21 protein-coding genes are annotated in these 21,836 nt (G+C 71.2%); 5 read left to right on the top strand and 16 right to left on the bottom strand.

Annotated features, from left to right (window positions below; translation table 11 throughout):
* Window positions 1-18: 18 nt before the first annotated feature.
* From IE325_RS25345 to afsQ1, 4 genes are all read right to left on the bottom strand, one after another.
* Complete coding sequence (locus IE325_RS25345; protein ID WP_190072358.1) at window positions 19-570, bottom strand: VanZ family protein; 552 nt, start codon at window positions 568-570, stop codon at window positions 19-21.
* A 95-nt stretch (window positions 571-665) separates the two neighbouring features.
* Window positions 666-1,274 carry a hypothetical protein gene (locus IE325_RS25340; RefSeq protein ID WP_190072591.1) on the bottom strand — a complete coding sequence of 203 codons (609 nt, stop codon included), beginning with the start codon at window positions 1,272-1,274 and terminating at the stop codon, window positions 666-668.
* Window positions 1,274-2,833: an ATP-binding protein gene (locus tag IE325_RS25335; protein WP_190072357.1), complete on the bottom strand. Its 1,560-nt coding sequence runs from the start codon at window positions 2,831-2,833 to the stop codon at window positions 1,274-1,276. Before IE325_RS25335 ends, IE325_RS25340 begins: the two co-directional genes overlap by 1 nt.
* Window positions 2,830-3,507: a two-component system response regulator AfsQ1 gene (afsQ1, locus tag IE325_RS25330; RefSeq protein WP_190072356.1), complete on the bottom strand. Its 678-nt coding sequence runs from the start codon at window positions 3,505-3,507 to the stop codon at window positions 2,830-2,832. Before afsQ1 ends, IE325_RS25335 begins: the two co-directional genes overlap by 4 nt.
* 276 nt (window positions 3,508-3,783) lie before the next feature.
* On the opposite strand from afsQ1, the gene IE325_RS25325 reads away from it, so the two are divergent.
* Window positions 3,784-4,533 carry a SigE family RNA polymerase sigma factor gene (locus tag IE325_RS25325; protein ID WP_190072355.1) on the top strand — a complete coding sequence of 250 codons (750 nt, stop codon included), beginning with the start codon at window positions 3,784-3,786 and terminating at the stop codon, window positions 4,531-4,533.
* 213 nt (window positions 4,534-4,746) lie between these two features.
* Here the strand turns inward: IE325_RS25325 and IE325_RS25320 are convergent, their stop codons facing one another.
* From IE325_RS25320 to IE325_RS25310, 3 genes are read right to left on the bottom strand one after another with little or no spacing between them, the layout of a single operon-like run.
* Window positions 4,747-5,448 carry a uridine kinase family protein gene (locus IE325_RS25320; RefSeq protein ID WP_190072354.1) on the bottom strand — a complete coding sequence of 234 codons (702 nt, stop codon included), beginning with the start codon at window positions 5,446-5,448 and terminating at the stop codon, window positions 4,747-4,749.
* Window positions 5,449-5,497: 49 nt separating this feature from the next.
* Window positions 5,498-7,003 (bottom strand): MDR family MFS transporter, encoded by a 1,506-nt coding sequence (locus IE325_RS25315; RefSeq protein ID WP_190072353.1) that lies wholly within the window; start codon window positions 7,001-7,003, stop codon window positions 5,498-5,500.
* Window positions 7,004-7,029: 26 nt separating this feature from the next.
* Entirely contained in the window at window positions 7,030-7,629 is a 600-nt protein-coding gene (locus IE325_RS25310) for an NADPH-dependent FMN reductase (RefSeq protein ID WP_190072352.1), read from the bottom strand.
* 124 nt (window positions 7,630-7,753) lie between these two features.
* On the opposite strand from IE325_RS25310, the gene IE325_RS25305 reads away from it, so the two are divergent.
* Window positions 7,754-8,491 carry a TetR/AcrR family transcriptional regulator C-terminal domain-containing protein gene (locus IE325_RS25305; RefSeq protein ID WP_190072351.1) on the top strand — a complete coding sequence of 246 codons (738 nt, stop codon included), beginning with the start codon at window positions 7,754-7,756 and terminating at the stop codon, window positions 8,489-8,491.
* 93 nt (window positions 8,492-8,584) lie between these two features.
* Here IE325_RS25305 and IE325_RS25300 read toward each other — a convergent pair whose 3' ends face one another.
* From IE325_RS25300 to deoC, 3 genes are read right to left on the bottom strand one after another with little or no spacing between them, the layout of a single operon-like run.
* Window positions 8,585-9,475 carry an aldehyde dehydrogenase family protein gene (locus tag IE325_RS25300; RefSeq protein ID WP_190072350.1) on the bottom strand — a complete coding sequence of 297 codons (891 nt, stop codon included), beginning with the start codon at window positions 9,473-9,475 and terminating at the stop codon, window positions 8,585-8,587.
* Window positions 9,468-10,904 (bottom strand): aldehyde dehydrogenase family protein, encoded by a 1,437-nt coding sequence (locus IE325_RS25295; RefSeq protein ID WP_190072590.1) that lies wholly within the window; start codon window positions 10,902-10,904, stop codon window positions 9,468-9,470. Before IE325_RS25295 ends, IE325_RS25300 begins: the two co-directional genes overlap by 8 nt.
* Before the next feature lie 21 nt (window positions 10,905-10,925).
* A complete protein-coding gene (deoC, locus tag IE325_RS25290) occupies window positions 10,926-11,885 on the bottom strand; it encodes a deoxyribose-phosphate aldolase (protein ID WP_190072589.1) in 960 nt (319 codons plus the stop codon).
* A gap of 227 nt (window positions 11,886-12,112) precedes the next feature.
* Here deoC and IE325_RS25285 point away from each other — a divergent pair, with 227 nt between their 5' ends.
* Window positions 12,113-12,793 (top strand): PH domain-containing protein, encoded by a 681-nt coding sequence (locus IE325_RS25285; protein WP_190072349.1) that lies wholly within the window; start codon window positions 12,113-12,115, stop codon window positions 12,791-12,793.
* Between the two features lie 17 nt (window positions 12,794-12,810).
* On the opposite strand, the gene IE325_RS25280 is transcribed toward IE325_RS25285, so the two are convergent.
* The 4 genes from IE325_RS25280 to IE325_RS25265 form a co-directional block, all read right to left on the bottom strand.
* Window positions 12,811-13,971, bottom strand: coding sequence for a putative hexosyltransferase (locus IE325_RS25280; RefSeq protein ID WP_190072348.1), 1,161 nt, complete (start codon window positions 13,969-13,971; stop codon window positions 12,811-12,813).
* Between the two features lie 166 nt (window positions 13,972-14,137).
* A complete protein-coding gene (locus IE325_RS25275) occupies window positions 14,138-15,769 on the bottom strand; it encodes a phospho-sugar mutase (protein ID WP_190072347.1) in 1,632 nt (543 codons plus the stop codon).
* 254 nt (window positions 15,770-16,023) lie between these two features.
* Window positions 16,024-16,848 carry a purine-nucleoside phosphorylase gene (locus tag IE325_RS25270; RefSeq protein WP_190072346.1) on the bottom strand — a complete coding sequence of 275 codons (825 nt, stop codon included), beginning with the start codon at window positions 16,846-16,848 and terminating at the stop codon, window positions 16,024-16,026.
* A gap of 131 nt (window positions 16,849-16,979) precedes the next feature.
* Window positions 16,980-17,417, bottom strand: coding sequence for a gamma-glutamylcyclotransferase family protein (locus IE325_RS25265; protein ID WP_190072345.1), 438 nt, complete (start codon window positions 17,415-17,417; stop codon window positions 16,980-16,982).
* A 96-nt stretch (window positions 17,418-17,513) separates the two neighbouring features.
* On the opposite strand from IE325_RS25265, the gene IE325_RS25260 reads away from it, so the two are divergent.
* A complete protein-coding gene (locus tag IE325_RS25260) occupies window positions 17,514-18,962 on the top strand; it encodes an NAD(P)H-quinone dehydrogenase (RefSeq protein WP_190072344.1) in 1,449 nt (482 codons plus the stop codon).
* 177 nt (window positions 18,963-19,139) lie between these two features.
* Window positions 19,140-20,096 (top strand): DeoR/GlpR family DNA-binding transcription regulator, encoded by a 957-nt coding sequence (locus IE325_RS25255; protein ID WP_190072343.1) that lies wholly within the window; start codon window positions 19,140-19,142, stop codon window positions 20,094-20,096.
* A gap of 27 nt (window positions 20,097-20,123) precedes the next feature.
* Here IE325_RS25255 and IE325_RS25250 read toward each other — a convergent pair whose 3' ends face one another.
* The gene (locus IE325_RS25250; RefSeq protein WP_190072342.1) at window positions 20,124-20,693 is read right to left on the bottom strand and encodes a TetR/AcrR family transcriptional regulator; all 570 of its coding nucleotides are present in this window, start codon (window positions 20,691-20,693) and stop codon (window positions 20,124-20,126) included.
* Window positions 20,694-20,811: 118 nt separating this feature from the next.
* Window positions 20,812-21,836 (bottom strand): ATP-binding protein (locus tag IE325_RS25245; RefSeq protein ID WP_190072341.1); only part of this gene is annotated, 1,025 nt, incomplete at its 5' end.

Below are 21,836 nucleotides of genomic sequence, written 5' to 3'. Positions count from 1 at the left end.
ACCGGGCAAAGCGTCACTCTACGGAGCTATACCGACCCTGGGAATCGTCGGGGTCCGACCCTGAGCCGACCCCTCCTGGGGGACGGGGGGCTGCTTCGCGCGCTCGGACCTGCGGCGGAGGTGGAAGCGGGCCGCCGGGACGATCGCGGCGTGCGCGAGGGCCACGCCGACCGTGTTCAGGAGCAGCGAGTCGACGTCGACGATCTGGCCGGGGACATCGGTCTGCAGCAGCTCGATGGCCAGGGAGATCAGGGCGCCCGCGGCGACCGTGCGGACCAGGGAGCCGAGCGGGGAGGCGGTGAGCCTGCCGTGGGCCATCGGGAGCAGCACGCCGAGGGGGGCGAGGAGGGCGAGACCCTCGGCGATGCGCCGGGCCGCCTCCTGCCAGCCGAGGGCGAGGTCGGCTCTGATGCCGGCGAACGGCTGCAGATTGGCCGGAGTCACCCAGGCGACGTCCAGGGGGCGCAGCGTGAGCCAGGCGACGAATGCGAGGTGTGCGACCAGGAGGACGCCTCCCGTCGCGCGGATGCGGGTTGCGGCGGTGCCGCCGATGGGGCCATGACGCTGCACGCCTCCCAAGACGCGCTGCCCGGTGGGATCGGTTCCGGGGGCGGTGGTGAGGTGTCGGACACATGGGGGAGGGGGTGCCTGCCGTGCGTCGGCTTTCAGCCGCCCGCTACCTCCGTCGACGGCGGCTCATTGCTGCCCGGCCTCGTGCGGACCTCGTCCGTGCACTCGTACCGCCGTGGTGGCGCCGTCGTCGGGCCGCCCAGGATGACCGAGCCGTCTCCCTCGGCCGCTGAGGAGTCGGAGAAGGTGCAGACGATCTGGGCCAGGGCGTAGGACGTCAGGTCGGTGGGGGGTGTGCTGAGGCGGAGGGTTTCGTCGGGGTCGTCGCGGCGGGGGCCGGTGACGCCCATGGCGCCCCGTACGTCCGTCGTGTAGCCCGCTTCTCTCTCCGCGGTCGACGGAGTGGCCTCCAGCTGGTCCAGGAGGCCCTGCGCCACCAGCACGCGCCGTGCCGAGTCCGCGGTGCCTTCGGGGACGCGTACAGCCCGGTCGACGGCGACCAGTTGGGAGCCGCACAACAGGAACACCTGGACCGGGAGGCCGCGCGAGGCCTGCGTCGAGACGTTCGGTTCGGACAGGGAGCAGTGGACGCGGGAGGGGGCCGGACCGAAGTCGGTGGGGACCTCGGTGGGCCGTATGCCGCAGCCCGCGAGGAGGGCGGCGGACAGTACGGAGAGGGAGAGGAGACGGCGGCGTGTGTGCATCACGCCTCCCCCTTCTTCGCGTCGTCGTCCGCCTTGAGCGCCAGGTCGGAGGCGTCCCGGGGGAGGCGCAGGGTGAAGACCGCGCCGCCCTCGGGGGAGTTGGCCGCGGTGATCTCGCCGCCGTGGATGTGGGCGTTCTCCAGGGCGATGGACAGGCCGAGGCCGCTGCCCTCGGAGCGGGGGCGGGAGGCGCTGGCCTTGTAGAAGCGGTCGAAGACGTGCGGGAGGACGTCCTCGGGGATACCGGGGCCGTGGTCGCGTACGGCGATGACGACCGAGTCGTCCTCCGCGCGGACCGCGACCCGGACCGGGGAGCCGCCGTGCTTGAGGGCGTTGCCGATCAGGTTGGCGAGGATGACGTCCAGGCGGCGCGGGTCCAGGCGGGCCATGATGCCGCGCTCGGCGTCCAGGTCGACGGCGTCCAGCCAGGCGCGGGCGTCGATGCAGGCCGTGATCTGGTCGGCGAGGTCGACATCGTCGAGGACGAGACGGGCCGTGCCGGCGTCGAAACGGGTGACCTCCATGAGGTTCTCGACCAGGTCGTTCAGCCGGCGGGTCTCGCTGACCACCAGGCGTACGGCCGGCTCGATCATGGGGTCCATGGAGCCGGATTCCATCTCCAGCTCCTCCTCCAACACCTCGGTGACGGCGGTGATCGCGGTCAGTGGCGTGCGCAGCTCGTGCGACATGTCGGCCACGAAGCGCCGGGACGCCTCGTCACGCCCCGCCATGTCGGCGACCCGCTTCTCCAGCGCCGCCGCGGCGTTGTTGAACGTCCGGGACAGATCCGCCAGTTCGTCCGTGCCGGACACGCGCAGCCGGGTGTCCAGCTTGCCCTCGCCCAGGCGGCGGGCGGCGACCCCGAGGCGCTGCACCGGCTTCAGTACGGTCGTGGCGGCGGCCTGCGCGAGCAGCGCGGAGCCGATCAGGGCGAGGCCGGTGGCGATGCCGAGCGACCAGGCCAGGGAGTTGAGGTCCTTGGCCTCCTGCTCCAGGGACTTGAGCATGTAGCCGGTCGGACCGCCGCCGCCCACCCTCGTGCCGGCGATCAGGTACGGCGTGCCGTCCTCCACGACGCGCTGCCAGTACAGGCGGTACTCGGTCCGGTCGGAGGAGCCGACCTGCTGCTTCTCGTTCACCGCGGTGCGCAGGGACTTCGGCACGTCCGCGAGCGTGAAGCCGTCCAGGCCGCCGGAGCTGCCGTACGCGGGACCGCCGTCGCCGCCTCGGGCGACCAGCAGCACGGAGAAGCGCTGGCTGCTGTTGGCCATCTGCCCTGCGGTGTGCTGCAGTTCGTCCTGCGTGGGCTGCTCGGGCAGCAGGCCCGCGCGTATCTGCATCTGCTGCTCGAAGTCGCGCAGCACCGCGTCCTGGGTCCGCCTGAGCACCGCCTCGCGGTTGAGCCAGTAGGCGATCCCGGAGGCCGATACGGCGGCGGTGAGCGCCACCAGGCCGAACACCACCACGAGCCGCAGCCGCAGACTGGTGAAACGCAGCCTCGACCACACTCCCTTGCGAGCCGCGACCCAGCCGCGGAAACCCCCTTGCGCGTCCGTCACTGAGGCGCGTCCAGGCGGTAGCCGACTCCACGGACGGTACGGATCAGGGTCGGCGAGGACGGGACGTCCTCCACCTTCGCGCGCAGCCGCTGGACGCAGGCGTCCACGAGGCGGGAGTCGCCCAGATAGTCGTGCTCCCAGACCAGGCGCAGCAGCTGCTGGCGGGACAGGGCCTGGCCGGGGCGGCGGCTCAGTTCGAGCAGCAGCCGCAGCTCGGTCGGGGTGAGCTGGAGGTCCTCGCCGTTCTTGGTGACGGTCATGGCCGCGCGGTCGATGACCAGGCTGCCGTACGTCGCCGCGTCGTTCGACTCCCGTTCCCCGCGCCGCAGCACGGCCCGGATCCGGGCGTCGAGGACCCGCCCCTGGACCGGTTTGACGATGTAGTCGTCGGCGCCGGACTCCAGTCCGACCACGATGTCGATGTCGTCGTTGCGCGCGGTCAGCAGGATGATCGGCAGCTGGTCGGTGCGCCGGATGCGCCGGCACACCTCGAATCCGTCGATGCCGGGCAGCATCACGTCCAGCACGATCAGGTCCGGCCGCTGCTCACGCAGCAGTTTCAGCCCGTCCTCGCCGGTGGCAGCGGTGGCCACACGGTGTCCCTGGCGGGTCAGTGAGAGCTCCAGGGCCGTGCGGATGGCGTCGTCGTCCTCGATCAGCAACAGGGAAGGCACGGGGCACATTCTGGCCCATGCGGGGGTCGTCTTTCGACTCCTGTACGAGCAGTAGGGAAGCGTGCGCGTAGCGCTGTCGGCTGTGTGCGCGCTGTGCGGGTGCTGGGAGCGGGCTCTGGCACAGGCCCCTGTGACAGGTCTGTGACAGTCGGCGGACACGGCCATGAAGGTGCCCGGGCAAGCTTTTCGGCACAGAGCAAGACAGCAACACAGCAGGACCGGAACACAGCAGCACGATCGACCAGAACACCGGAAGTCCACGACGGGGGGCGCGAGATGAACACGCTGCACGGCACCACCACCAGCGCAGTGATCACGCGTCTGCACGACGTGAACGGGGGCCGGGGTTCGGAGAAGTCCGGTGCCGTGAGCGGGCGGGGGTGCGCTCGCGGCACCGGGCGTCAGCACACCGCGTACATGACGGTGGTTGACGGTCTCACGGGGGAGGCTCACGGGGGAGCCGGCGCGTACAGGGAGGACTCGGGGGAGCGTCGTCGCTCGCTGTCGGAGGCGGAGTTCACCGCCTACGTCCAGGAGCGCCGCGCCTCCCTGTACGCAACCGCCTACCACCTGACCGGTGACCGCTTCGAGGCCGAGGACCTGCTGCAGAGCGCGCTGTTCTCGACGTACAAGGCATGGGACCGGATCAGCGACAAGGCCGCCGTCGGGGGTTATCTGCGGCGGACGATGACCAACCTGCACATCAGCGCGTGGCGCCGCCGCAAGCTGAACGAGTACCCGACCGAGGAACTGCCGGAGACGCCCGGTGACACGGACGCGATGCGCGGCACCGAGCTGCGCGCGGTCCTGTGGCAGGCGCTGGCCCGGCTGCCCGAGCTCCAGCGGACGATGCTGGTCCTTCGTTACTACGAGGGCCGCACCGACCCGGAGATCGCGGACATCCTCGACATCAGTGTCGGCACGGTGAAGTCGAGCATCTGGCGGTCGCTCCGCCGGCTGCGCGAGGACGAGGTCCTCAGCTTCGGCCGTGACGAGGAGGACGCCTTCGGGGAGCTTGTCGCCTGAAGGTTGAGGGGGAGGACGGTCCGGGGGGACCGGCCGAAGGGGGAGCGGTAACAAGTGGGGGACCCACGGGGAAACGCCCGAGGGGGGCAGTAACGGGGGAACACGGGGGAGTGCCCTGCCACGGGGGAAACGGGCGGGGCACGACGAGAGCGGGGCTGGAGGGCCGGGGGGTCCGTCCAGTCCCGTTTCTCGTGTGTACGGGCGAGCGGAGGCTCAGGAGGCCAGCTGCGCCGGGCAGCGCCCCGCGGCGGCCGCGGTGAGGCGGCCCAGGGCTTCGTCACGATCGCAGGCGTACGCGCCCAGCGACGTCTGATGGGCGATGATCGACCGCTCCAGACGCATCAGCCGCCAGCCACGGCGCAGCAGGAAGGGCACCGACTTGCGGCCCTCCTTCAGATCGCGCAGGAAACGGCGGCGGAAGGTGCGGACCGGGCCGCGGCTCAGGCAGAGCGCGTCGGCCAGCACACCGAGTTCCCGGCAGCGGTTCACGATCTCGGCGGCGAAGATGCCCTCGGCGATGAACAGCGGAGTACGGCCGATCTCGACCGCCTCCTCGCCGGTGCGGGCGCTCAGCGAGATGTCGTACAGCGGGATGTTCGTACGGCCCGTGCGGCACAGTTCCGTGATCGCAGCGACGGCCGTGTCCGCGTCCCATGAGTCGGGGTGGTCCCAGTCGATGTCGGAGCTCCCGGGGACCTGGGGCAGGGTCGGGTCGTCGCCTTCTTTGTAGAAGTCGTCGAGGCGCAGTACCGGAAGACCGGAGCGGGCGGCGAGAAGGGACTTGCCGGAGCCGGAGGGGCCGCAGAGCAGCACGACTCGCGTCGGTATGGGCGGTTGGGAACTCACGGGACACCAGTGTGAGGCATCGCCGGGCCACTCAACGACCCCGCGGCACGGCTTTGATAGGTGCGTCACACCGGAAGGCCACCTATGCGCCAGTCTGGGTTCATCTGTCCGGGGTGACTCAGCGGGTGCGCAGAGGGACCTCCCGGATCAGCCAGGACACCGCGAACGCCACGGCGCACAGCGCGGCCGTGCCGAGCGCGACACCGTGCAGGCCGTCGACGACCCCCGTCCGGAAGGCATGCCGGACCGGCTCCGGCAGGTCGCGCAGCAGCTCGGGGGTGAGTTCGCCCTCGGTCAGCCGGGTGCCGTCGGCTCCCAGCCGGTCCGTGACGGTCGCCGTCAGCCGGTGGGTGTACACGGACCCGAGGACCGCGACCCCGAGCGAGCCGCCGATGGTGCGCAGCAGCGTCTGGGTGCCACTGGCCGCCCCCATGTCGCGTGGCTCGGCGCTGTTCATCGTGATGAGCATCGTCGGCTGCATCAGACAGCCGATGCCCACACCGAGCACCAGGGTCAGACCGGAGGCCACGGGCGCCGACGTGTCCGTGCCCAGCGTCAGCAGGGCCAGCGCGCCCACCGCGGCCAGCGCGCCGCCCACGACGGGGTAGCCGCGATAGCGCCCGCCGTCGCCGACCCGCCGCCCGATGAGGAGCTGGGCGCCCATCATGCCCAGCATCAGCGGAAGCAGCAGCAGGCCGCTCTCGGTGGCCGACATGTCCCGTACGAACTGCATGTACTGCGGCAGATAGCTCGCCGCCGCCAGCATCGCCGCACCCGTGACGAAGCTGATGACCTGCGCCACCGTGAAGTTGCGGTCATGGAACAGCCGGGGCGGGATCACCGGCTCCGGGGTGCGCCGCTCGACCCGTACGAAGGCGGCCAGCGCCACGGCGGAGACCAGGGCGAGCCCGAGCACCTGCGGAGACGACCAGGCGTACGTCGTCCCGGCCCAGCTCGCGAGCAGCGTCAGGGCGAGGATCGCACCGGTCAGCAGCCCGGCCCCGGCCAGGTCGATCCGTGCCCTGACCCGCGGCCCGCGCAGCCGCACCCCGAGGCCGACGAGGGTGAGGGCCACGGCGCCGACGGGGACATTGACGTAGAACACCCAGCGCCAGTCCAGCTGGTCCGTGAGGAAGCCGCCGGCCAGCGGTCCGCCGATCAGCGCGAGGGGCAGCAGCACCCCGATCAGCGACTGGGCGCGGCCCGCCTCCGCCGGTGTGAGCAGGGTGCCGATGAGGGAGAGCGCGCCCACGAACAGGCCGCCCGCGCCGATTCCCTGGAGCGCCCGGAAGGCGATCAACTGCCCCATGTCCTGGGCGAGTCCGCACAGCACCGAACCCACCAGGAACACGGTGATGGAGGTCAGGTAGCTGCCCTTGTGGCCGTACAGGTCGCCGAGCTTGCCCCAGAGCGGGGTGGAGACGGCCGTGGTGAGCAGATAGGCGGTGAGCACCCAGGACAGATGGTCGAGGCCGCCCAGGTCGCCGACGATGGTCGGCAGCGCGGTGCCGACGACGGTGCCGTCGAGCGTGGCGAGCACGATGCCGAGCAGCAGGCCGAGGATGACCGGCCGGGAGGGCCGGTCCGGCGCTTCCGTACTGGTTGCGCTGGTGGATGTGTCCATGGTTCCCCCTGGTCCCGGGCCGGTGGTCAGGCGACGTAGCGGCGGACGGACCTGGCGTCGCGCAGTGCGTGACCCCACCAGGCGAGCTGGTCGAACAGTGCCTTCGCGGCCGTGTCGGCGGCCGGGTCCGTGCAGGTGCCGTCCGCGTCGAAGCGGCTCCACGCGTCATGGAAGCTGACGGTGTTGCGGATGGTCGTCGCGTTCAGCTCGGCCATGACGACCCGCAGTTGCTCCACGGCACGCAGCCCGCCGGACCGGCCGCCGTACGAGACGAAGGCGACCGGCTTGCCGTGCCACTGCTCGTTGTGCCAGTCGATCGCGTTCTTCAGGGACGCAGGGAAGCTGTGGTTGTACTCGGGCGTGACGAGGACGAAGGCGTCGGCCGCCGCGAGCCGTGGCGAGACCAGCGCCAGCTGCTCCTCGGTGCCGGGCGGCGGCTGCTGGCCGAACGCCGGGAACACCGTCGGCAGCGGCGTCTCCGCCAGGTCGACGACATCGCCCCGCAGGTCGTCGCGCTGGTCGAGCTGCCCGGCCAGCCACTTCGTCACGACGGGCGCGAAACGCCCCTCGCGGGTCGAGCCGACGAGGACGGCGACGCGGAGGGGTTCGGCGGGTGGGGTGGACATGGGTCTCCCTTGAGTCCGAGTGCGAATGTGTACGGCGTATCTCCGTGATTACAACGTACACATCCATGTGTACGGCGTCTACTGGCGATACGCTGTACACGCAACGACCGAGAGGAGGCCGGCCATGGCGGTCGCGAAGGAAGAGGGGGGCGAGGTCGCGGAACCCTCGCTCTGGGAGCGCATGGAGCAGCCCGCCCCGGTCCCGCGTGCGTCCCTGACCCTGGAGCGGATCGCCGCCGCCGCGGTCGAGATCGCCGAAGAGGAGGGCGGCGCCGCCGTCACCATGCGCCGTCTCGCCACCAAGCTCGGGGTCACCCCCATGGCCGCCTACCGGCATGTGTCCGGCAAGGACGACCTCTGGGCGCTCATGATCGACCGGGTGTCCCGGGACCTCGCCGTGCCCGACGATGCCGGGGACTGGCGGGAGGTGCTGCGCTCCTACGCCCTGCGGACCCGGGAGCTGATGCTCGCCCACCCGTGGATGGCGCTCATGCCCACCTCGGTCGTCCTGCTCACCCCGTCCCGGATGGCGGTGGCCGAACGGGGGTTGTCCGCGCTCGACGCCCACGATCTGGACGCCGACTCGGTGATGGCCGCCCTCCGGGCCGTCACCTCCTTCGTGCACGGCGCGGCCCAGGCCGAGATCGCCATGCGGGACTACCAGGAACGCAACGGCTGGACGAGCGGCGACGAGACGCGGGAGGCGCTGGCCCCGCAGATGCGCTATCTGATCGGCACCGGCCGCTACCCGGTCTTCGAGAAGTACGCCCTCACCGCGAACCGCAAGGACGACCGGGCCTGGGAGTTCACCTTCGGCCTCGACTGTGTGCTCGACGGGATCGGGCAGCGCCTCGGGATCTGAGGCCCACGCACAGGGGAGAAGCCCCGGCCCTCCTGGACGGAGGTGGGCCGGGGCTTCCGTATCGGGGCGGTGCTCCTAGTACGACGATCCCGACTAGTACGAAGAGCCCGACGCGCCCAGCGACCCCGTCGGGTGCCAGACCGTCTTCGTCTCCAGGAACGCCGTCATGCGGTCGATGCCCGGGGTGACCGCGTAATCCACAGGCTGTGGACGCAGCACGCGCTTGAGGTTGTCCGCCGCGGCGATCTCCAGCTCCTTCGCCAGGACGTCGTCGGCGCCCGCGAGGTCGATCGCGTTGACATCCTGGTGCGCGGCGAGCGGCGTCGCGATCTCCGCCGTACGGCCGGAGAGGACGTTGACCACACCGCCGGGGAGGTCGGAGGTGGCCAGGACCTCGCCCAGCGACAGGGCGGGCAGCGGGGACTTCTCCGACGCCACCACGATCGCCGTGTTGCCCGTCGCGATCACCGGGGCGAGGACGGAGACCAGGCCCAGGAAGGACGACTCCTGCGGGGCCAGGACGGCCACCACACCGGTCGGCTCGGGCGAGGAGAGGTTGAAGTACGGGCCCGCGACCGGGTTGCCGCCGCCCACGACCTGGGCGATCTTGTCCGTCCAGCCCGCGTACCAGACCCAGCGGTCGATCGCCGCGTCGACCTGCGCCGCCGCCTTCGACTTCGACAGGCCCTCGGCGTCGGCGACCTCACGGACGTACTGCTCGCGACGGCCCTCCAGCATCTCGGCGACGCGGTAGAGGATCTGACCGCGGTTGTACGCCGTCGCGCCGGACCAGCCGCCGAACGCCTTGCGCGCGGCGACCACGGCGTCACGGGCGTCCTTGCGGGAGGAGAGGGGCGCGTTCGCGAGCCACTTGCCCTTGGAGTCGGTCACCTCATACACCCGGCCGCTCTCGGAACGCGGGAACTTCCCGCCCACGTAAAGCTTGTAGGTCTTGAAGACGGAGAGTCGGGTCGCATCAGACATCGAGGTACGCCTCCAGGCCGTGGCGGCCGCCCTCGCGGCCGAAGCCCGACTCCTTGTAACCGCCGAACGGCGAGGTCGGGTCGAACTTGTTGAACGTGTTGGACCAGACGACACCGGCCCGGAGCTTGTTCGCCACGGCGAGGATCCTCGACCCCTTCTCGGTCCAGATGCCCGCCGACAGGCCGTACGGCGTGTTGTTGGCCTTGGCCACGGCCTCGTCCGGCGTACGGAACGTCAGTACCGACAGCACCGGGCCGAAGATCTCGTCGCGGGCGATGCGGTGCGCCTGGGTGACGTTCGTGAACAGCGTCGGGGCGAACCAGTAGCCGCTCTCCGGGATGTCACAGGCCGGCGACCAGCGCTCGGCGCCCTCCGCCTCGCCCTGCTCGACGAGCGAGGTGATGCGGGTGAGCTGCTCCTCGGAGTTGATCGCGCCGATGTCGGTGTTCTTGTCCAACGGGTCGCCGAGACGCAGGGTCGACAGGCGGCGCTTGAGGGAGTCCAGCAGCTCGTCCTGGATCGACTCCTGGACCAGCAGGCGGCTGCCGGCGCAGCAGACCTGGCCCTGGTTGAAGAAGATGCCGTTGACGATGCCCTCGACGGCCTGGTCGATCGGGGCGTCGTCGAAGACGATGTTGGCGCCCTTGCCGCCGAGCTCCAGGGTGACCTTCTTGCGGGTGCCTGCGACCGTGCGGGCGATCTCCTTGCCGACGGCCGTGGAACCGGTGAAGGCGACCTTGTTGACGTCCGGGTGCGCGACGACCGCGGCGCCCGCGTCGCCGTATCCGGGAAGGATGTTGACGACGCCCTTGGGCAGACCGGCCTGGCGGCAGATGTCCGCGAAGAAAAGCGCGGAGAGGGGGGTCGTCTCGGCGGGCTTCAGCACGACCGTGTTGCCGGTCGCCAGCGCCGGGGCGATCTTCCACGCCAGCATCAGCAGCGGGAAGTTCCAGGGGATGACCTGGCCGGCGACGCCCAGCGGACGCGGGTCGGCGCCGAAGCCGGCGTGGTCGAGCTTGTCGGCCCAGCCCGCGTAGTAGAAGAAGTGCGCGGCGACCAGGGGGAGGTCCGCGTCGCGGGTCTCCTTGATCGGCTTGCCGTTGTCCAGGGTTTCGAGCACGGCGAGCTCACGGGCCCGCTCCTGGATGATCCGGGCGATGCGGAAGAGGTACTTCGCGCGTTCGGAGCCCGGCAGCGCCGACCACTTCTCGAACGCCTTGCGGGCGGCCTTCACGGCACGGTCCACGTCCGCCTCGCCCGCCTGGGCGATCTCGGCGAGGACCTCCTCGGTGGACGGCGAGACGGTCTTGAAGACCTTGCCGTCGGCCGCCTCCGTGAACTCGCCGTCGATGAAGAGGCCGTACGACGGCGCGATGTCGACGATCGAGCGGGACTCGGGGGCCGGTGCGTATGCGAATACCGAAGACAGGTTTTCCATGTTCATGGGGTCTCAGTCCACCGTCACGTAGTCGGGGCCGGAGTAGCGGCCGGTGGCCAGCTTCTGCCGCTGCATCAGCAGGTCGTTCAGAAGCGAGGAGGCGCCGAAGCGGAACCAGTGGTTGTCGAGCCAGTCCTCGCCCGCGGTCTCGTTGACAAGCACGAGGAACTTGACGGCGTCCTTGGTCGTCCTGATCCCGCCGGCCGGCTTCACACCGACCTGGATGCCGGTCTGGGCACGGAAGTCCCGCACCGCTTCCAGCATAAGGAGGGTGTTCGCGGGGGTGGCGTTCACCGCGACCTTGCCGGTCGACGTCTTGATGAAGTCGGCGCCGCCCAGCATGCCGAGCCAGCTGGCCCGCCGGATGTTGTCGTACGTCGACAGCTCGCCCGTCTCGAAGATGACCTTGAGGCGGGCCGCCCCGCAGGCCTCCTTCACGGCGACGATCTCGTCGTACACCTTCATGTAGTTCCCGGCGAGGAACGCCCCGCGGTCGATGACCATGTCGATCTCGTCGGCACCGGCGGAGACGGCCTCACGGACGTCCGCCAGCTTCACGGCGATGGGCGCGCGGCCCGCGGGGAAGGCGGTGGCGACGGAGGCGACCTTCACGGTCGACCCGGCGACGGCCTCCTTGGCGGTGGCCACCATGTCGGGATAGACGCAGACGGCGGCCGTCGGCGGCGTCGTCCGGTCGGTCGGGTCGGGGTGGACCGCCTTGGCGCCGAGCGCCCGGACCTTGCCCGGGGTGTCCGCGCCTTCCAGCGTCGTCAGGTCGACCATCGAGATGGCGAGGTCGATGGCGTACGCCTTGGCGGTCGTCTTGATGGAACGGGTACCGAGGGACGCGGCCCGCCCCTCCAGGCCGACCGCGTCGACGCCCGGCAGCCCGTGAAGGAAGCGGCGCAGCGTGCTGTCGGACGCGGCGACGTCCGTGAGTGCGTGAGCTGCGGCAGATGCATTGGTGGGCATGGTCACCAGACGAGCATATCTACGCGCGTAGCGGCTGTACACCCCGAGGGGGCGGATCTGTCTGACACGGGGGAGGGCCCACCCAGGGGCGCGGGGCTGTATCGATTTGCGGCTCCGCAGCGTGGGCGCGACCAGCCACCCGGGGACCGCACTCGCGAACGGAGGCCACCTCCCGCAGTGATCGGGCGATCGAACACTCCCCGCACGCGTGAGGCACAATCGGGCGCATGACGACCCCCGAACACCCGTCCCCCACCCCGGACCCCACGTCGAAGGACCGGGTGTACCGCTCGCCCATGGGCATCGTCGGCGGCGTCGCACTGCTCGCCATCACCCTCTGGCTCGGCGTCGACGCCCTGCTGCGCGGAGAGGGCCGCACCCAGTGGCTCGCCCTCGCCGCGCTGATCCTCATCGTCCCGCTGGTGTCCGCCTTCACCCTGCGCCCGGCCGTGTACGCCAACGAGGAGCGACTGCGCATCCGCAACCCGCTCCGCGTGATCGTGCTGCCGTGGGGGCAGATCGCCGCGCTGCGCTCCAGCTACTCGAACGAGGTCGTCACCAAGTCCGGCACCAAGTTCCAGCTCTGGGCCGTCCCGGTCTCGCTGCGGGCCCGGAAGAAGGCGGCGCGGCGCACGGCACGGGCGGCGGCCGCGGAGCGCGGTGGCGCCTCGCGCGGGGCGCGTCGCGGCGGCGGGCTCGGATTCGGGGCGCCGCGTGAGGACGTGGACGCGGGCGGGCCGACGCGCGCCGAGACCGACAAGGTCATCGACGATCTGCGCCAGCTGCTGGAGCATCGGGAGCAGGCGGAGTCCGCGCAGGGCGAGGTGACCGTGCGCTGGGCCTATGAGGTGGCGGGGCCGATCGTCGCGGGCGCGGTGCTGCTGGTGATCCTGCTGGCGATCGGCTGAGCGACCCCGCGGGCCGCTCAGGGCGCCTTCGCCCACACCAGCGCCATGTACGCCCCCCAGTAAGCGGAGCCGGCCACCGCCACCACGACCGCCGCCGTGCGACGGCGCCGGGAGGCACGGGACAGCCGCAGGGCGAGCGGGAGCAGGAGCGGGAAGGCGGGCAGCAGGAACCGGGCACGCGGGAAGTAGACGCCGCCACTGCCGAGGACGATCACCAGAAGCACGCCCGCGAAGACCAGCAGCACCGCCGGCTGCCGGTCCCACACGCCCACCCCGAACAGCACCACCGACGCGATCACGATGAACGTCACCAGCACCAGGAACAGCTCCGGCGTCGGGTCGCGCCCCAGCAACTGCCGTATCACCCGCAGGGTTTCACGCCCACCGTCCCACTCGTTGTGCCACAGCCGCTGTACGGCGAAGTAGCCGTCCCAGCGCCCCACGCGCAGGCCCACCCAGCCGACGTATCCGCACCAGCCGAGCGGCGCGATCAGGACGGCCGCGAAGGTACGCGGACTCGGCCGGCGGCGCAGGGCGAGCAGGGCCGCCACGGTGACCGCGGCCGCCACCGCGACGCCGGTGGGGCGGGTGAGGCCCGCGAGCGCGGCGAGCCAGGCCGCGGTGAGGAGACGGCCGGTGAGCGCGGAGTACAGCGACCAGGCCGCGAGCGCCGTGAACAGGGACTCGGTGTAGCCCATCCACTGCACCATGCCGACCGGGAGCGCGGCCCACAGGACGGTGAGGAGTACCCCGGCCCTACGGCCGTACAGCCGGTCCCCGACCGCGAAGACACCCCACGCGGCGGCGAGGGAGGCGAGGACGGCGAGGGCGAGTCCGGTACTGGCACGGCTGCCCGGGGTGACCGTCGCGACCGCCCTGACCAGGAGCGGGTGGAGCGGGAAGAAGGCGAGGTTGTTGGCGTTGTAGGCGGTGCCCAGTTCATGGGCGTAGCCGTGGTCGGCGATACCGAGATACCAGTCGGCGTCCCATCGCGTCGCCAGCAGCGGCCAGACGCCGTGGTGCCGGCGGTGCGCCCAGACGGTGAGCACCAGCAGGCCGGTGCCGCGTACGGCGAGATAGGCGAGGAGGGCGGGGGCCGCGTGACGCAGGGCGGGGCGGGAGCGCGGGGCGGCGCTGGTTGGGGCGGGGGGCGGCCGGGATGCGGTCGTCGTGGACACGGCACGGCTCCAGGCGGATCGGCGGTGCGCTTCCCGTCCACCGTTGCCCGCGGGACGGGGCCGGACGGGGAGCGCGCGTCAATCGCCGTGGGGAAAACACCCGAAAGGGTGCCCCCGGGCGGGGGCACCCTTTCGGAGCCGACTCATACGCTTCGCTCGCTACGGCTCAGATGCCCGCCGCGGCCGACAGGTCCCGCTTGATCGTCGCCAGCAGACCGGCCGCCTCGGCGCGGGCGGCAGGGAGACCGGCGTGCGCCGCGACGGGGACGACCACCTCCAGGTAGCACTTCAGCTTGGGCTCCGTGCCGCTGGGGCGGACGATGACGCGGGCACCGTCGAGGGTGTACCGCAGCCCGTCGGTGGGCGGGAGCGTGGCGGTGCCCTTCGTGAGGTCCTCGGCACGGATGATCGCGAGACCGGCGAGCGCGGTCGGCGGCTGCTCCCGCAGCTTCCGCATCGCGTTCGCGATCACCGACAGATCCTCGACCCGGACCGAGAGCTGGTCCGTGGCGTGCAGACCGTGTTCCACGGCGAGATCGTCGAGCAGATCGAGCAGCGTGCGGCCCTCGGCCTTGAGGACGGAGGCGAGCTCGGTGATCAGCAGGGCGGCGGTGATGCCGTCCTTGTCGCGTACGCCGTCGGGGTCGACGCAGTAACCGAGGGCTTCCTCATAGCCGTAGCGCAGCCCGTCGACCCGGGCGATCCACTTGAACCCGGTGAGGGTCTCCTCGTAAGGGAGGTTCGCCTTCTCGGCGATACGCCCGAGGAGCGAGGAGGAGACGATCGACTCGGCGAAGGTGCCACGCGCTCCGCGCCCGACGAGATGGGCGGCGAGCAGCGCACCGACCTCGTCCCCCCGAAGCATCCGCCACTCCCCGTCCTCCTTCACGGCCACGGCGCAGCGGTCGGCGTCGGGGTCGTTGGCGATGATGAGGTCGGGGTCGGTCTCGCGGGCCTTGGCGAAGGCCAGGTCCATCGCGCCGGGCTCTTCCGGGTTGGGGAAGGCGACGGTGGGGAACTCCGGGTCGGGTTCGGCCTGCTCGGCGACGAGGACGGGGGCGGGGAAGCCGGCCCGCTCGAAGGCGGCGAGGAGGACGTCCTTGCCGACGCCGTGCATCGCCGTGTAGACGGTACGGGCGGTGCGCGGGGAGTCGGGGGCGAGGACGGCGTCGGTGCGGGCGAGGTAGGCGTCGAGGACGGCGTCGTCGAGGGTGTCCCAGCCGGACTCCGGGCGGGGCACGTCGTTGAGGGACCGTACGGCGTCGATCTCGGCGGCGATCTCCGTGTCCGCGGGCGGGACGATCTGGGAACCGTCGCCGAGGTACACCTTGTAGCCGTTGTCGCGGGGCGGGTTGTGGCTGGCGGTGACTTCGACGCCGGCGACCGCGCCGAGGTGCCTTATGGCGTAGGCGAGGACGGGCGTGGGGAGCGGTCGCGGCAGCACGGCGGCGCGCAGTCCGGCGCCGACCATCACGGCGGCCGTGTCGCGGGCGAAGTCCTCCGACTTGTGGCGGGCGTCGTAGCCGATGACGACGAGGCCGTCCGCCCGGCCCTGCTTCTTGAGGTACGCGGCGAGGCCGGCGGCGGCGCGGATGACGACGCCTCGGTTCATGCGCATGGGGCCGGCGCCGAGTTCGCCGCGCAGGCCCGCGGTGCCGAACTGGAGGGTGCCGCTGAAGCGTGCGGCGAGCTCTTCGAGGTCCGCGGCCTCGATGAGGCCGGCGAGTTCGTCGCGGGTCTCCGGGTCGGGGTCCTCGGCGAGCCATGCCTCGGCCCGGGCGATGAGGTCGTCGTGCACGTCGGTCTGCCTCTCGTGTGTGTGGTGCGGGGCGGATGGGGGACACGGCCCAGACATTTCTTCGCCCCCGCCGCCCCTACCCGTCCCGTCCCCGGGGGCTGCCGCCCCCGGACCCCCGCTTCGGCCCTGAACGGGCCTCGTCCTCAAACGCCGGACGGGCTGAAAACTCAGCCCCTCCGGCGTTTGAGGAGCGGGGTCTGGGGCGGAGCCCCAGGATGGGACGGGTAGGGGCGGCGGGGGCGAGAAAAAACCGCCTACAGCCGCCCCAACACCTGCGCCAACAGCGAACCCATCCGAGTCGCACTGTCCCGCCCCGCCTGCAGAACCTCCTCATGATTGAGAGGCTCACCCGTCATCCCCGCGGCGAGATTGGTCACCAGAGAAATCCCCAGCACCTCGGCCCCCGCCTCCCGCGCGGCGATCGCTTCGAGCACGGTCGACATCCCTACCAGATCCGCCCCGATCACCCGAGCCATCCGAATCTCGGCAGGCGTCTCGTAGTGCGGCCCGGGGAACTGCGCGTAGACCCCCTCCTCCAACGTGGAGTCGATCTCCTTGCACAGCGCCCGCAGCCGCGGCGAGTACAGATCCGTCAGATCGACGAAGTTCGCCCCGACGATCGGCGACGTCGCCGTGAGGTTGATGTGGTCACTGATCAGGACCGGCTGGCCGGGACGCATACCCTCGCGCAACCCCCCGCAGCCGTTGGTGAGGACCACGGTCTTGCAGCCGGCGGCCACCGCGGTACGCACACCGTGCGCGACAGCGGCCACGCCACGGCCCTCGTAGTAGTGGGTGCGCCCCAGGAAGACGAGCGCGCGCTTGTCACCGATCCGGTACGAGCGGACCTTGCCGCCGTGCCCTTCCACCGCCGGCGGGGGGAACCCGGGCAGTTCGGTGACCTGGAACTCGGCCTCGGGTGCGCCGAGGGCGTCCACGGCCGGAGCCCAGCCGGAGCCCATCACGAGGGCGACGTCGTGGGTCTCGGCGCCGGTGATCTCGCGCAGGCGCGAGGCGGCGGCGTCGGCGGCGGCGTGGGGGTCGCCCTGGATGTCGTCCGGAAGAAGAGATGCGTTCACGCGACTGAGGGTAGCCGGTTTGGGCCTACGCGCGTAGATGACAGAGCTCACGGGATGGCGATCGTTGTCTTGTCGTTTCCAACGAAACCTGTGAACGCGGGGGCTGTAGGGATGGGCGGGACCCATGAGCCTCAGCAGGGCCGCTTGCGCAGCTCCATCACATAGTCGTGCGGCGCCCCCGCCGACTCCGCCGCGTCCGCGATCTCGCCCAGATAGCGCGCCGACGGCAACCCGCCCTCGTAGGCGTTCAGCACATACGCCCACGCGGGCTCCTCGCCCTCCAGCGTGTGCACCCGCACCCGCAGCCGGCGGTATATCCCGAGCCCCACGCCCTCCCACCGGTCGAGCGAGTCCTGGTCCATCGGCGCGATGTCGTAGAGCGCGACGAAGACCTGCTCCATCGGGTCCTCGACCAGCGTGGCCAGCGCGCCCTCCCAGCCGAGCTGCTCGCCGCCGAACGTCAGCCGCCATCCATTCAGCCAGCCGGTGGCGCGCAGCGGCGAGTGGGGGGCGCGGCGGGTCATCAGCCGCGCGTCGAGATTGCCGGCGTACGCGGCGTAGAGCGACATGGGGAGAGGGTACGGCAGGTGAATCCTCCGCCCCTCCCGTAACGGTGGTGTCTCGGGCGGGCCCCCAGGCGGTGGCACGGTGGGGCGTGCGGGACAATGGAGTACGTGACTCGGATCGTGATCATCGGTGGCGGACCCGGCGGATATGAAGCGGCGCTGGTCGCCGCTCAACTCGGCGCGGAGGTGACCGTCGTCGACTGCGACGGTCTGGGCGGGGCGTCGGTGCTCACCGACTGCGTACCGTCGAAGACCCTGATCGCCACGGCCGAGGTGATGACGACCTTCGACTCCTCCTACGAGGAGCTGGGCATCATCGTCGCCGACGACACCCCGCACATCGACACGCCCGCCCGTGTCGTGGGCGTCGACCTGGGCAAGGTCAACCGGCGTGTGAAGCGGCTCGCGCTCGCCCAGTCCCATGACATCACCGCCTCCGTCACACGCGCGGGCGCCCGGGTCATGCGCGGCCGTGGCCGTCTCGAGGGCATGCAGGGCCTCGACGGTTCGCGCAAGGTCGTCGTCCGGGCCGCCGACGGCACCGAGGAGACCCTCACCGCGGACGCCGTCCTCATTGCCACCGGCGGTCACCCGCGCGAGCTGCCCGACGCCCAGCCCGACGGCGAGCGCATCCTGAACTGGACCCAGGTCTACGACCTCGACGAGCTGCCCGAGGAGCTCATCGTGGTCGGCTCCGGTGTCACCGGTGCCGAGTTCGCCGGCGCCTACCAGGCCCTCGGCTCCCGGGTCACCCTGGTCTCGTCCCGGGACCGTGTGCTGCCGGGCGAGGACCCGGACGCCGCGGCCGTCCTGGAGGACGTCTTCCGGCGTCGCGGCATGAACGTCATGGCCCGCTCGCGCGCCGCCGCCGCCAAGCGGGTCGGCGACCGGGTCGAGGTCACCCTCGCCGACGGGCGGGTCATCAGCGGCAGCCACTGCCTCATGGCCGTCGGTGCCATCCCGAACTCCGAGGGCATGGGCCTGGAGGAGGCCGGCGTCAAGCTGCGCGAGTCCGGGCACATCTGGACCGACAAGGTCTCCAGGACGACCGCGCCCGGCGTGTACGCCGCCGGTGACGTGACCGGCGTCTTCGCCCTCGCGTCGGTCGCCGCCATGCAGGGACGTATCGCCATGTACCACTTCCTGGGCGATGCCGTGGCCCCGCTGAACCTCAAGACGGTCTCGTCGAACGTCTTCACCGACCCCGAGATCGCCACCGTGGGCTACTCCCAGGCCGACGTGGACGCCGGCAAGATCGACGCCCGGGTCGTCAAGCTGCCGCTGCTGCGCAACCCGCGCGCCAAGATGCAGGGCATCCGCGACGGCTTCGTCAAGATCTTCTGCCGCCCCGGCACCGGCATCGTGGTCGGCGGTGTGGTCGTCTCCCCGCGCGCCTCGGAACTGATCCACCCGATCTCGATCGCGGTCGACAACAATCTGACGGTCGAACAGATCGCGAACGCCTTCACCGTGTACCCCTCTCTTTCGGGCTCGATCGCCGAGGTGGCACGGCAGTTGCACACGCGGAAGTCCGGTGGTGAACTCTAGAGTCCGTCCGGCGGCCGGATGTGACTCCTCGCTGGTCACACGGAGTTGTCGAGCATGCGTACGGCATAGGCGGCGGGACTAGGCCCTATACCACTTCTCGCCCCTGCGTACGAACAACTTCTGTTATTCGGCGCAAACTGCTGAAACCAGACGGTCGTTGGGGTTACTGTCAGTTTCGTGTTCGCTGCAGAACGTCGCCAATTGATCCTCGAAATGGTGCGAGCGAACGGGGCCGTGTCGCTCCGTGAGCTCGCCCGCGTCGTCCAGACCTCCGAAGTGACCGTACGGCGGGACGTGCGCGCACTGGAGGCAGAAGGACTCCTCGACCGCCGGCATGGCGGTGCGGTATTGCCGGGCGGGTTCACGCGGGAGTCCGGCTTTCCGCAGAAGTCACATCTCGCGACCGCCGAGAAGACGGCCATCGCCGACCTCGCCGCGAACTTCGTGGAGGAGGGCGAGGCGATCGTCGTCGGAGCGGGGACCACCACGCAGGAGCTGGCCCGCCGGCTCGCGCGCGTGCCCGGACTGACCGTCGTCACCAACTCCCTCCTTGTGGCACAGGCGTTGGCCCATGCCAACCGGGTCGAGGTCGTCATGACCGGCGGCACGCTCCGCGGGTCGAACTACGCCCTGGTGGGCAGCGGTGCCGAGCAGTCACTGCAAGGGCTGCGGGTGTCCCGGGCCTTCCTCTCCGGGAGCGGGCTCACCGCCGAGCGCGGACTGTCCACGTCCAACATGCTCTCCGCGTCCGTCGACCGGGCGCTGGTGCAGGCCGCCTCGGAGGTCGTCGTCCTCGCCGACCACACCAAGCTCGGCACCGACACGATGTTCCAGACGGTGCCCACGGACGTCATCACCCGGCTCGTCACCGACGACCCGCCGTCCCATGACGACCGTGCCCACACCGAGTTGCAGGCCCTCGCCGATCAGGGAGTGCAGATCGCCGTGGCCGGGGCGAGTGGCGCACCGGGGGGTGACGAGGTCCCGGCGCGACGTCAGCAGCGTGCGCTGCCGGGACCCCGCCGTGGGCAGGCGCCGGGAGGCGGGCCGGGGCTGAGGCCTGCCGCGCCGGTGCCGATGGAACAAGGGGCCGAGCGGGAGCGGGCCCGGGTCGCGGACATGCGGCGGCGCTGAGCCGTATATGGATAGAGCCCCGCGCCCCTAACCGGCCCGCAGTCCCCTCAGCGTCAGGTTCAGCAGCCTGTCCGCCACATCCGGATCCCCCGGCGTCTCCTCCGCCGCCAACGCGATCGCGTGGGTCAGCTGGAGGAGATCGTTGATCTCCACGTCGGGGCGGACCGCGCCCGCCCCCTGGGCCCTCGCCAGCAGCGCCCCGCCCGCCTCCCTGATCGGGCCGCTGCACCGGCCCAGTGCCGAGGAGTTGTTGTCCGAGGCGGACATCAGAGCGTGGGCCAGACCCCGGTACTCGCCGGCGTGGGTGACCATCTCGCGCAGCCAGGTCACCAGGGCCGCGCAGGGCTCCGGGGCTTGCAGGAGTTCGCGGGAGCGGGCCAGCAGATCGGCGGCCGTGCCCTCGAAGACGGCGCTCAGCAGGGCGTCGCGGTTGGGGAAGTGCCGGTACAGCGTGCCGATCCCCACGCCCGCCCGCCGCGCCACATCCTCCAGCGACGCGTCCGTGCCGTGCTCGGCGAAGGCGGAGCGGGCCTCGGTGAGCAGGCGCTCATAGTTGCGGCGGGCGTCCGCGCGCAGACCGGCCGGCGGCTGGGCCATGGGGCTCACCTGCCCTTCCTTCACTTGTTGCGTGGGTCCAGCATGCCGGACGCCGAGCAAGGAAGCGCCCGGCGGGCTGATCGCTCAGTCCGCCGGGCGCCCCGGGATGCCGTACGGCTCAGTCCTTGATCTCGCAGATGGGGGCGCCGGAGGTGAGGGAGGCGCCGACCTCGGCGGACAGGCCCTTGATGGTGCCGGACTTGTGCGCGTTGAGGGGCTGTTCCATCTTCATGGCTTCGAGTACGACGATGAGGTCGCCCTCCTTGACCTCTTGGCCTTCCTCGACGGCGACCTTGACGATGGTGCCCTGCATGGGGGAGGCGAGGGTGTCGCCGGAGGCGGCCGGGCCCGACTTCTTCGAGGCCCGGCGCTTGGGCTTGGCCCCTGCGGCGAGGCCGGTGCGGGCCAGGGTCATGCCGAGGGAGGACGGGAGGGAGACCTCAAGGCGCTTGCCGCCGACCTCGACCACGATGGTCTCGCGGTCCTTGTCGTCCTCGGCCTCGGTGTCGGCCGGGGCGGCGAAGGCCGGGATCTCGTTGACGAACTCGGTCTCGATCCAGCGGGTGTGGACCGTGAAGGGGTCCTCGCTGCCGGTCAGCTCCGGTGCGAACGCCGGGTCGGTGACGACGGCGCGGTGGAAGGGGATGGCGGTGGCCATGCCCTCGACCTGGAACTCGGCCAGGGCGCGGGCGGCGCGCTGGAGGGCCTGTTCGCGGGTGGCGCCGGTGACGATGAGCTTGGCGAGCAGGGAGTCCCAGGCCGGGCCGATCACGCTGCCGGACTCGACACCGGCGTCCAGGCGGACACCCGGACCGGACGGCGGGGCGAAGGTCGTGACGGTGCCGGGGGCGGGGAGGAAGCCTCGGCCGGGGTCCTCGCCGTTGATGCGGAACTCGAAGGAGTGCCCGCGCAGGACCGGGTCGCCGTAGCCGAGTTCCTCACCGTCGGCGATGCGGAACATCTCCCGCACCAGGTCGATCCCGGCGATCTCCTCGGTGACCGGGTGCTCCACCTGCAGACGGGTGTTGACCTCCAGGAAGGAGATCGTGCCGTCCAGGCCAACCAGGAACTCCACCGTGCCCGCGCCGACGTACCCGGCCTCCTTCAGGATCGCCTTCGAGGACGAGTACAGCTCGGCGACCT

Origin of the sequence: Streptomyces lanatus, assembly GCF_014655715.1 — a bacterium.
Taxonomy (GTDB): Bacteria; Actinomycetota; Actinomycetes; order Streptomycetales; family Streptomycetaceae; genus Streptomyces; species Streptomyces lanatus.
This window is presented reverse-complemented; position numbering and strand designations above follow the sequence as displayed.

What these genes read in the sequence shown, in the direction of transcription:
- IE325_RS25340 (WP_190072591.1), bottom strand. Translation starts at nt 1,274, where the DNA reads ATGCACACACGCCGCCGTCTCCTCTCCCTCTCCGTACTGTCCGCCGCC.
- IE325_RS25315 (WP_190072353.1), bottom strand. Translation starts at nt 7,003, where the DNA reads ATGGACACATCCACCAGCGCAACCAGTACGGAAGCGCCGGACCGGCCC.
- IE325_RS25265 (WP_190072345.1), bottom strand. Translation starts at nt 17,417, where the DNA reads ATGTCGCTCTACGCCGCGTACGCCGGCAATCTCGACGCGCGGCTGATG.
- IE325_RS25325 (WP_190072355.1), top strand. Translation starts at nt 3,784, where the DNA reads ATGAACACGCTGCACGGCACCACCACCAGCGCAGTGATCACGCGTCTG.
- IE325_RS25305 (WP_190072351.1), top strand. Translation starts at nt 7,754, where the DNA reads ATGGCGGTCGCGAAGGAAGAGGGGGGCGAGGTCGCGGAACCCTCGCTC.
- IE325_RS25260 (WP_190072344.1), top strand. Translation starts at nt 17,514, where the DNA reads ATGGAGTACGTGACTCGGATCGTGATCATCGGTGGCGGACCCGGCGGA.
- deoC (WP_190072589.1), bottom strand. Translation starts at nt 11,885, where the DNA reads ATGCCCACCAATGCATCTGCCGCAGCTCACGCACTCACGGACGTCGCC.
- IE325_RS25300 (WP_190072350.1), bottom strand. Translation starts at nt 9,475, where the DNA reads ATGTCTGATGCGACCCGACTCTCCGTCTTCAAGACCTACAAGCTTTAC.
- IE325_RS25310 (WP_190072352.1), bottom strand. Translation starts at nt 7,629, where the DNA reads ATGTCCACCCCACCCGCCGAACCCCTCCGCGTCGCCGTCCTCGTCGGC.
- IE325_RS25285 (WP_190072349.1), top strand. Translation starts at nt 12,113, where the DNA reads ATGACGACCCCCGAACACCCGTCCCCCACCCCGGACCCCACGTCGAAG.
- IE325_RS25250 (WP_190072342.1), bottom strand. Translation starts at nt 20,693, where the DNA reads ATGGCCCAGCCGCCGGCCGGTCTGCGCGCGGACGCCCGCCGCAACTAT.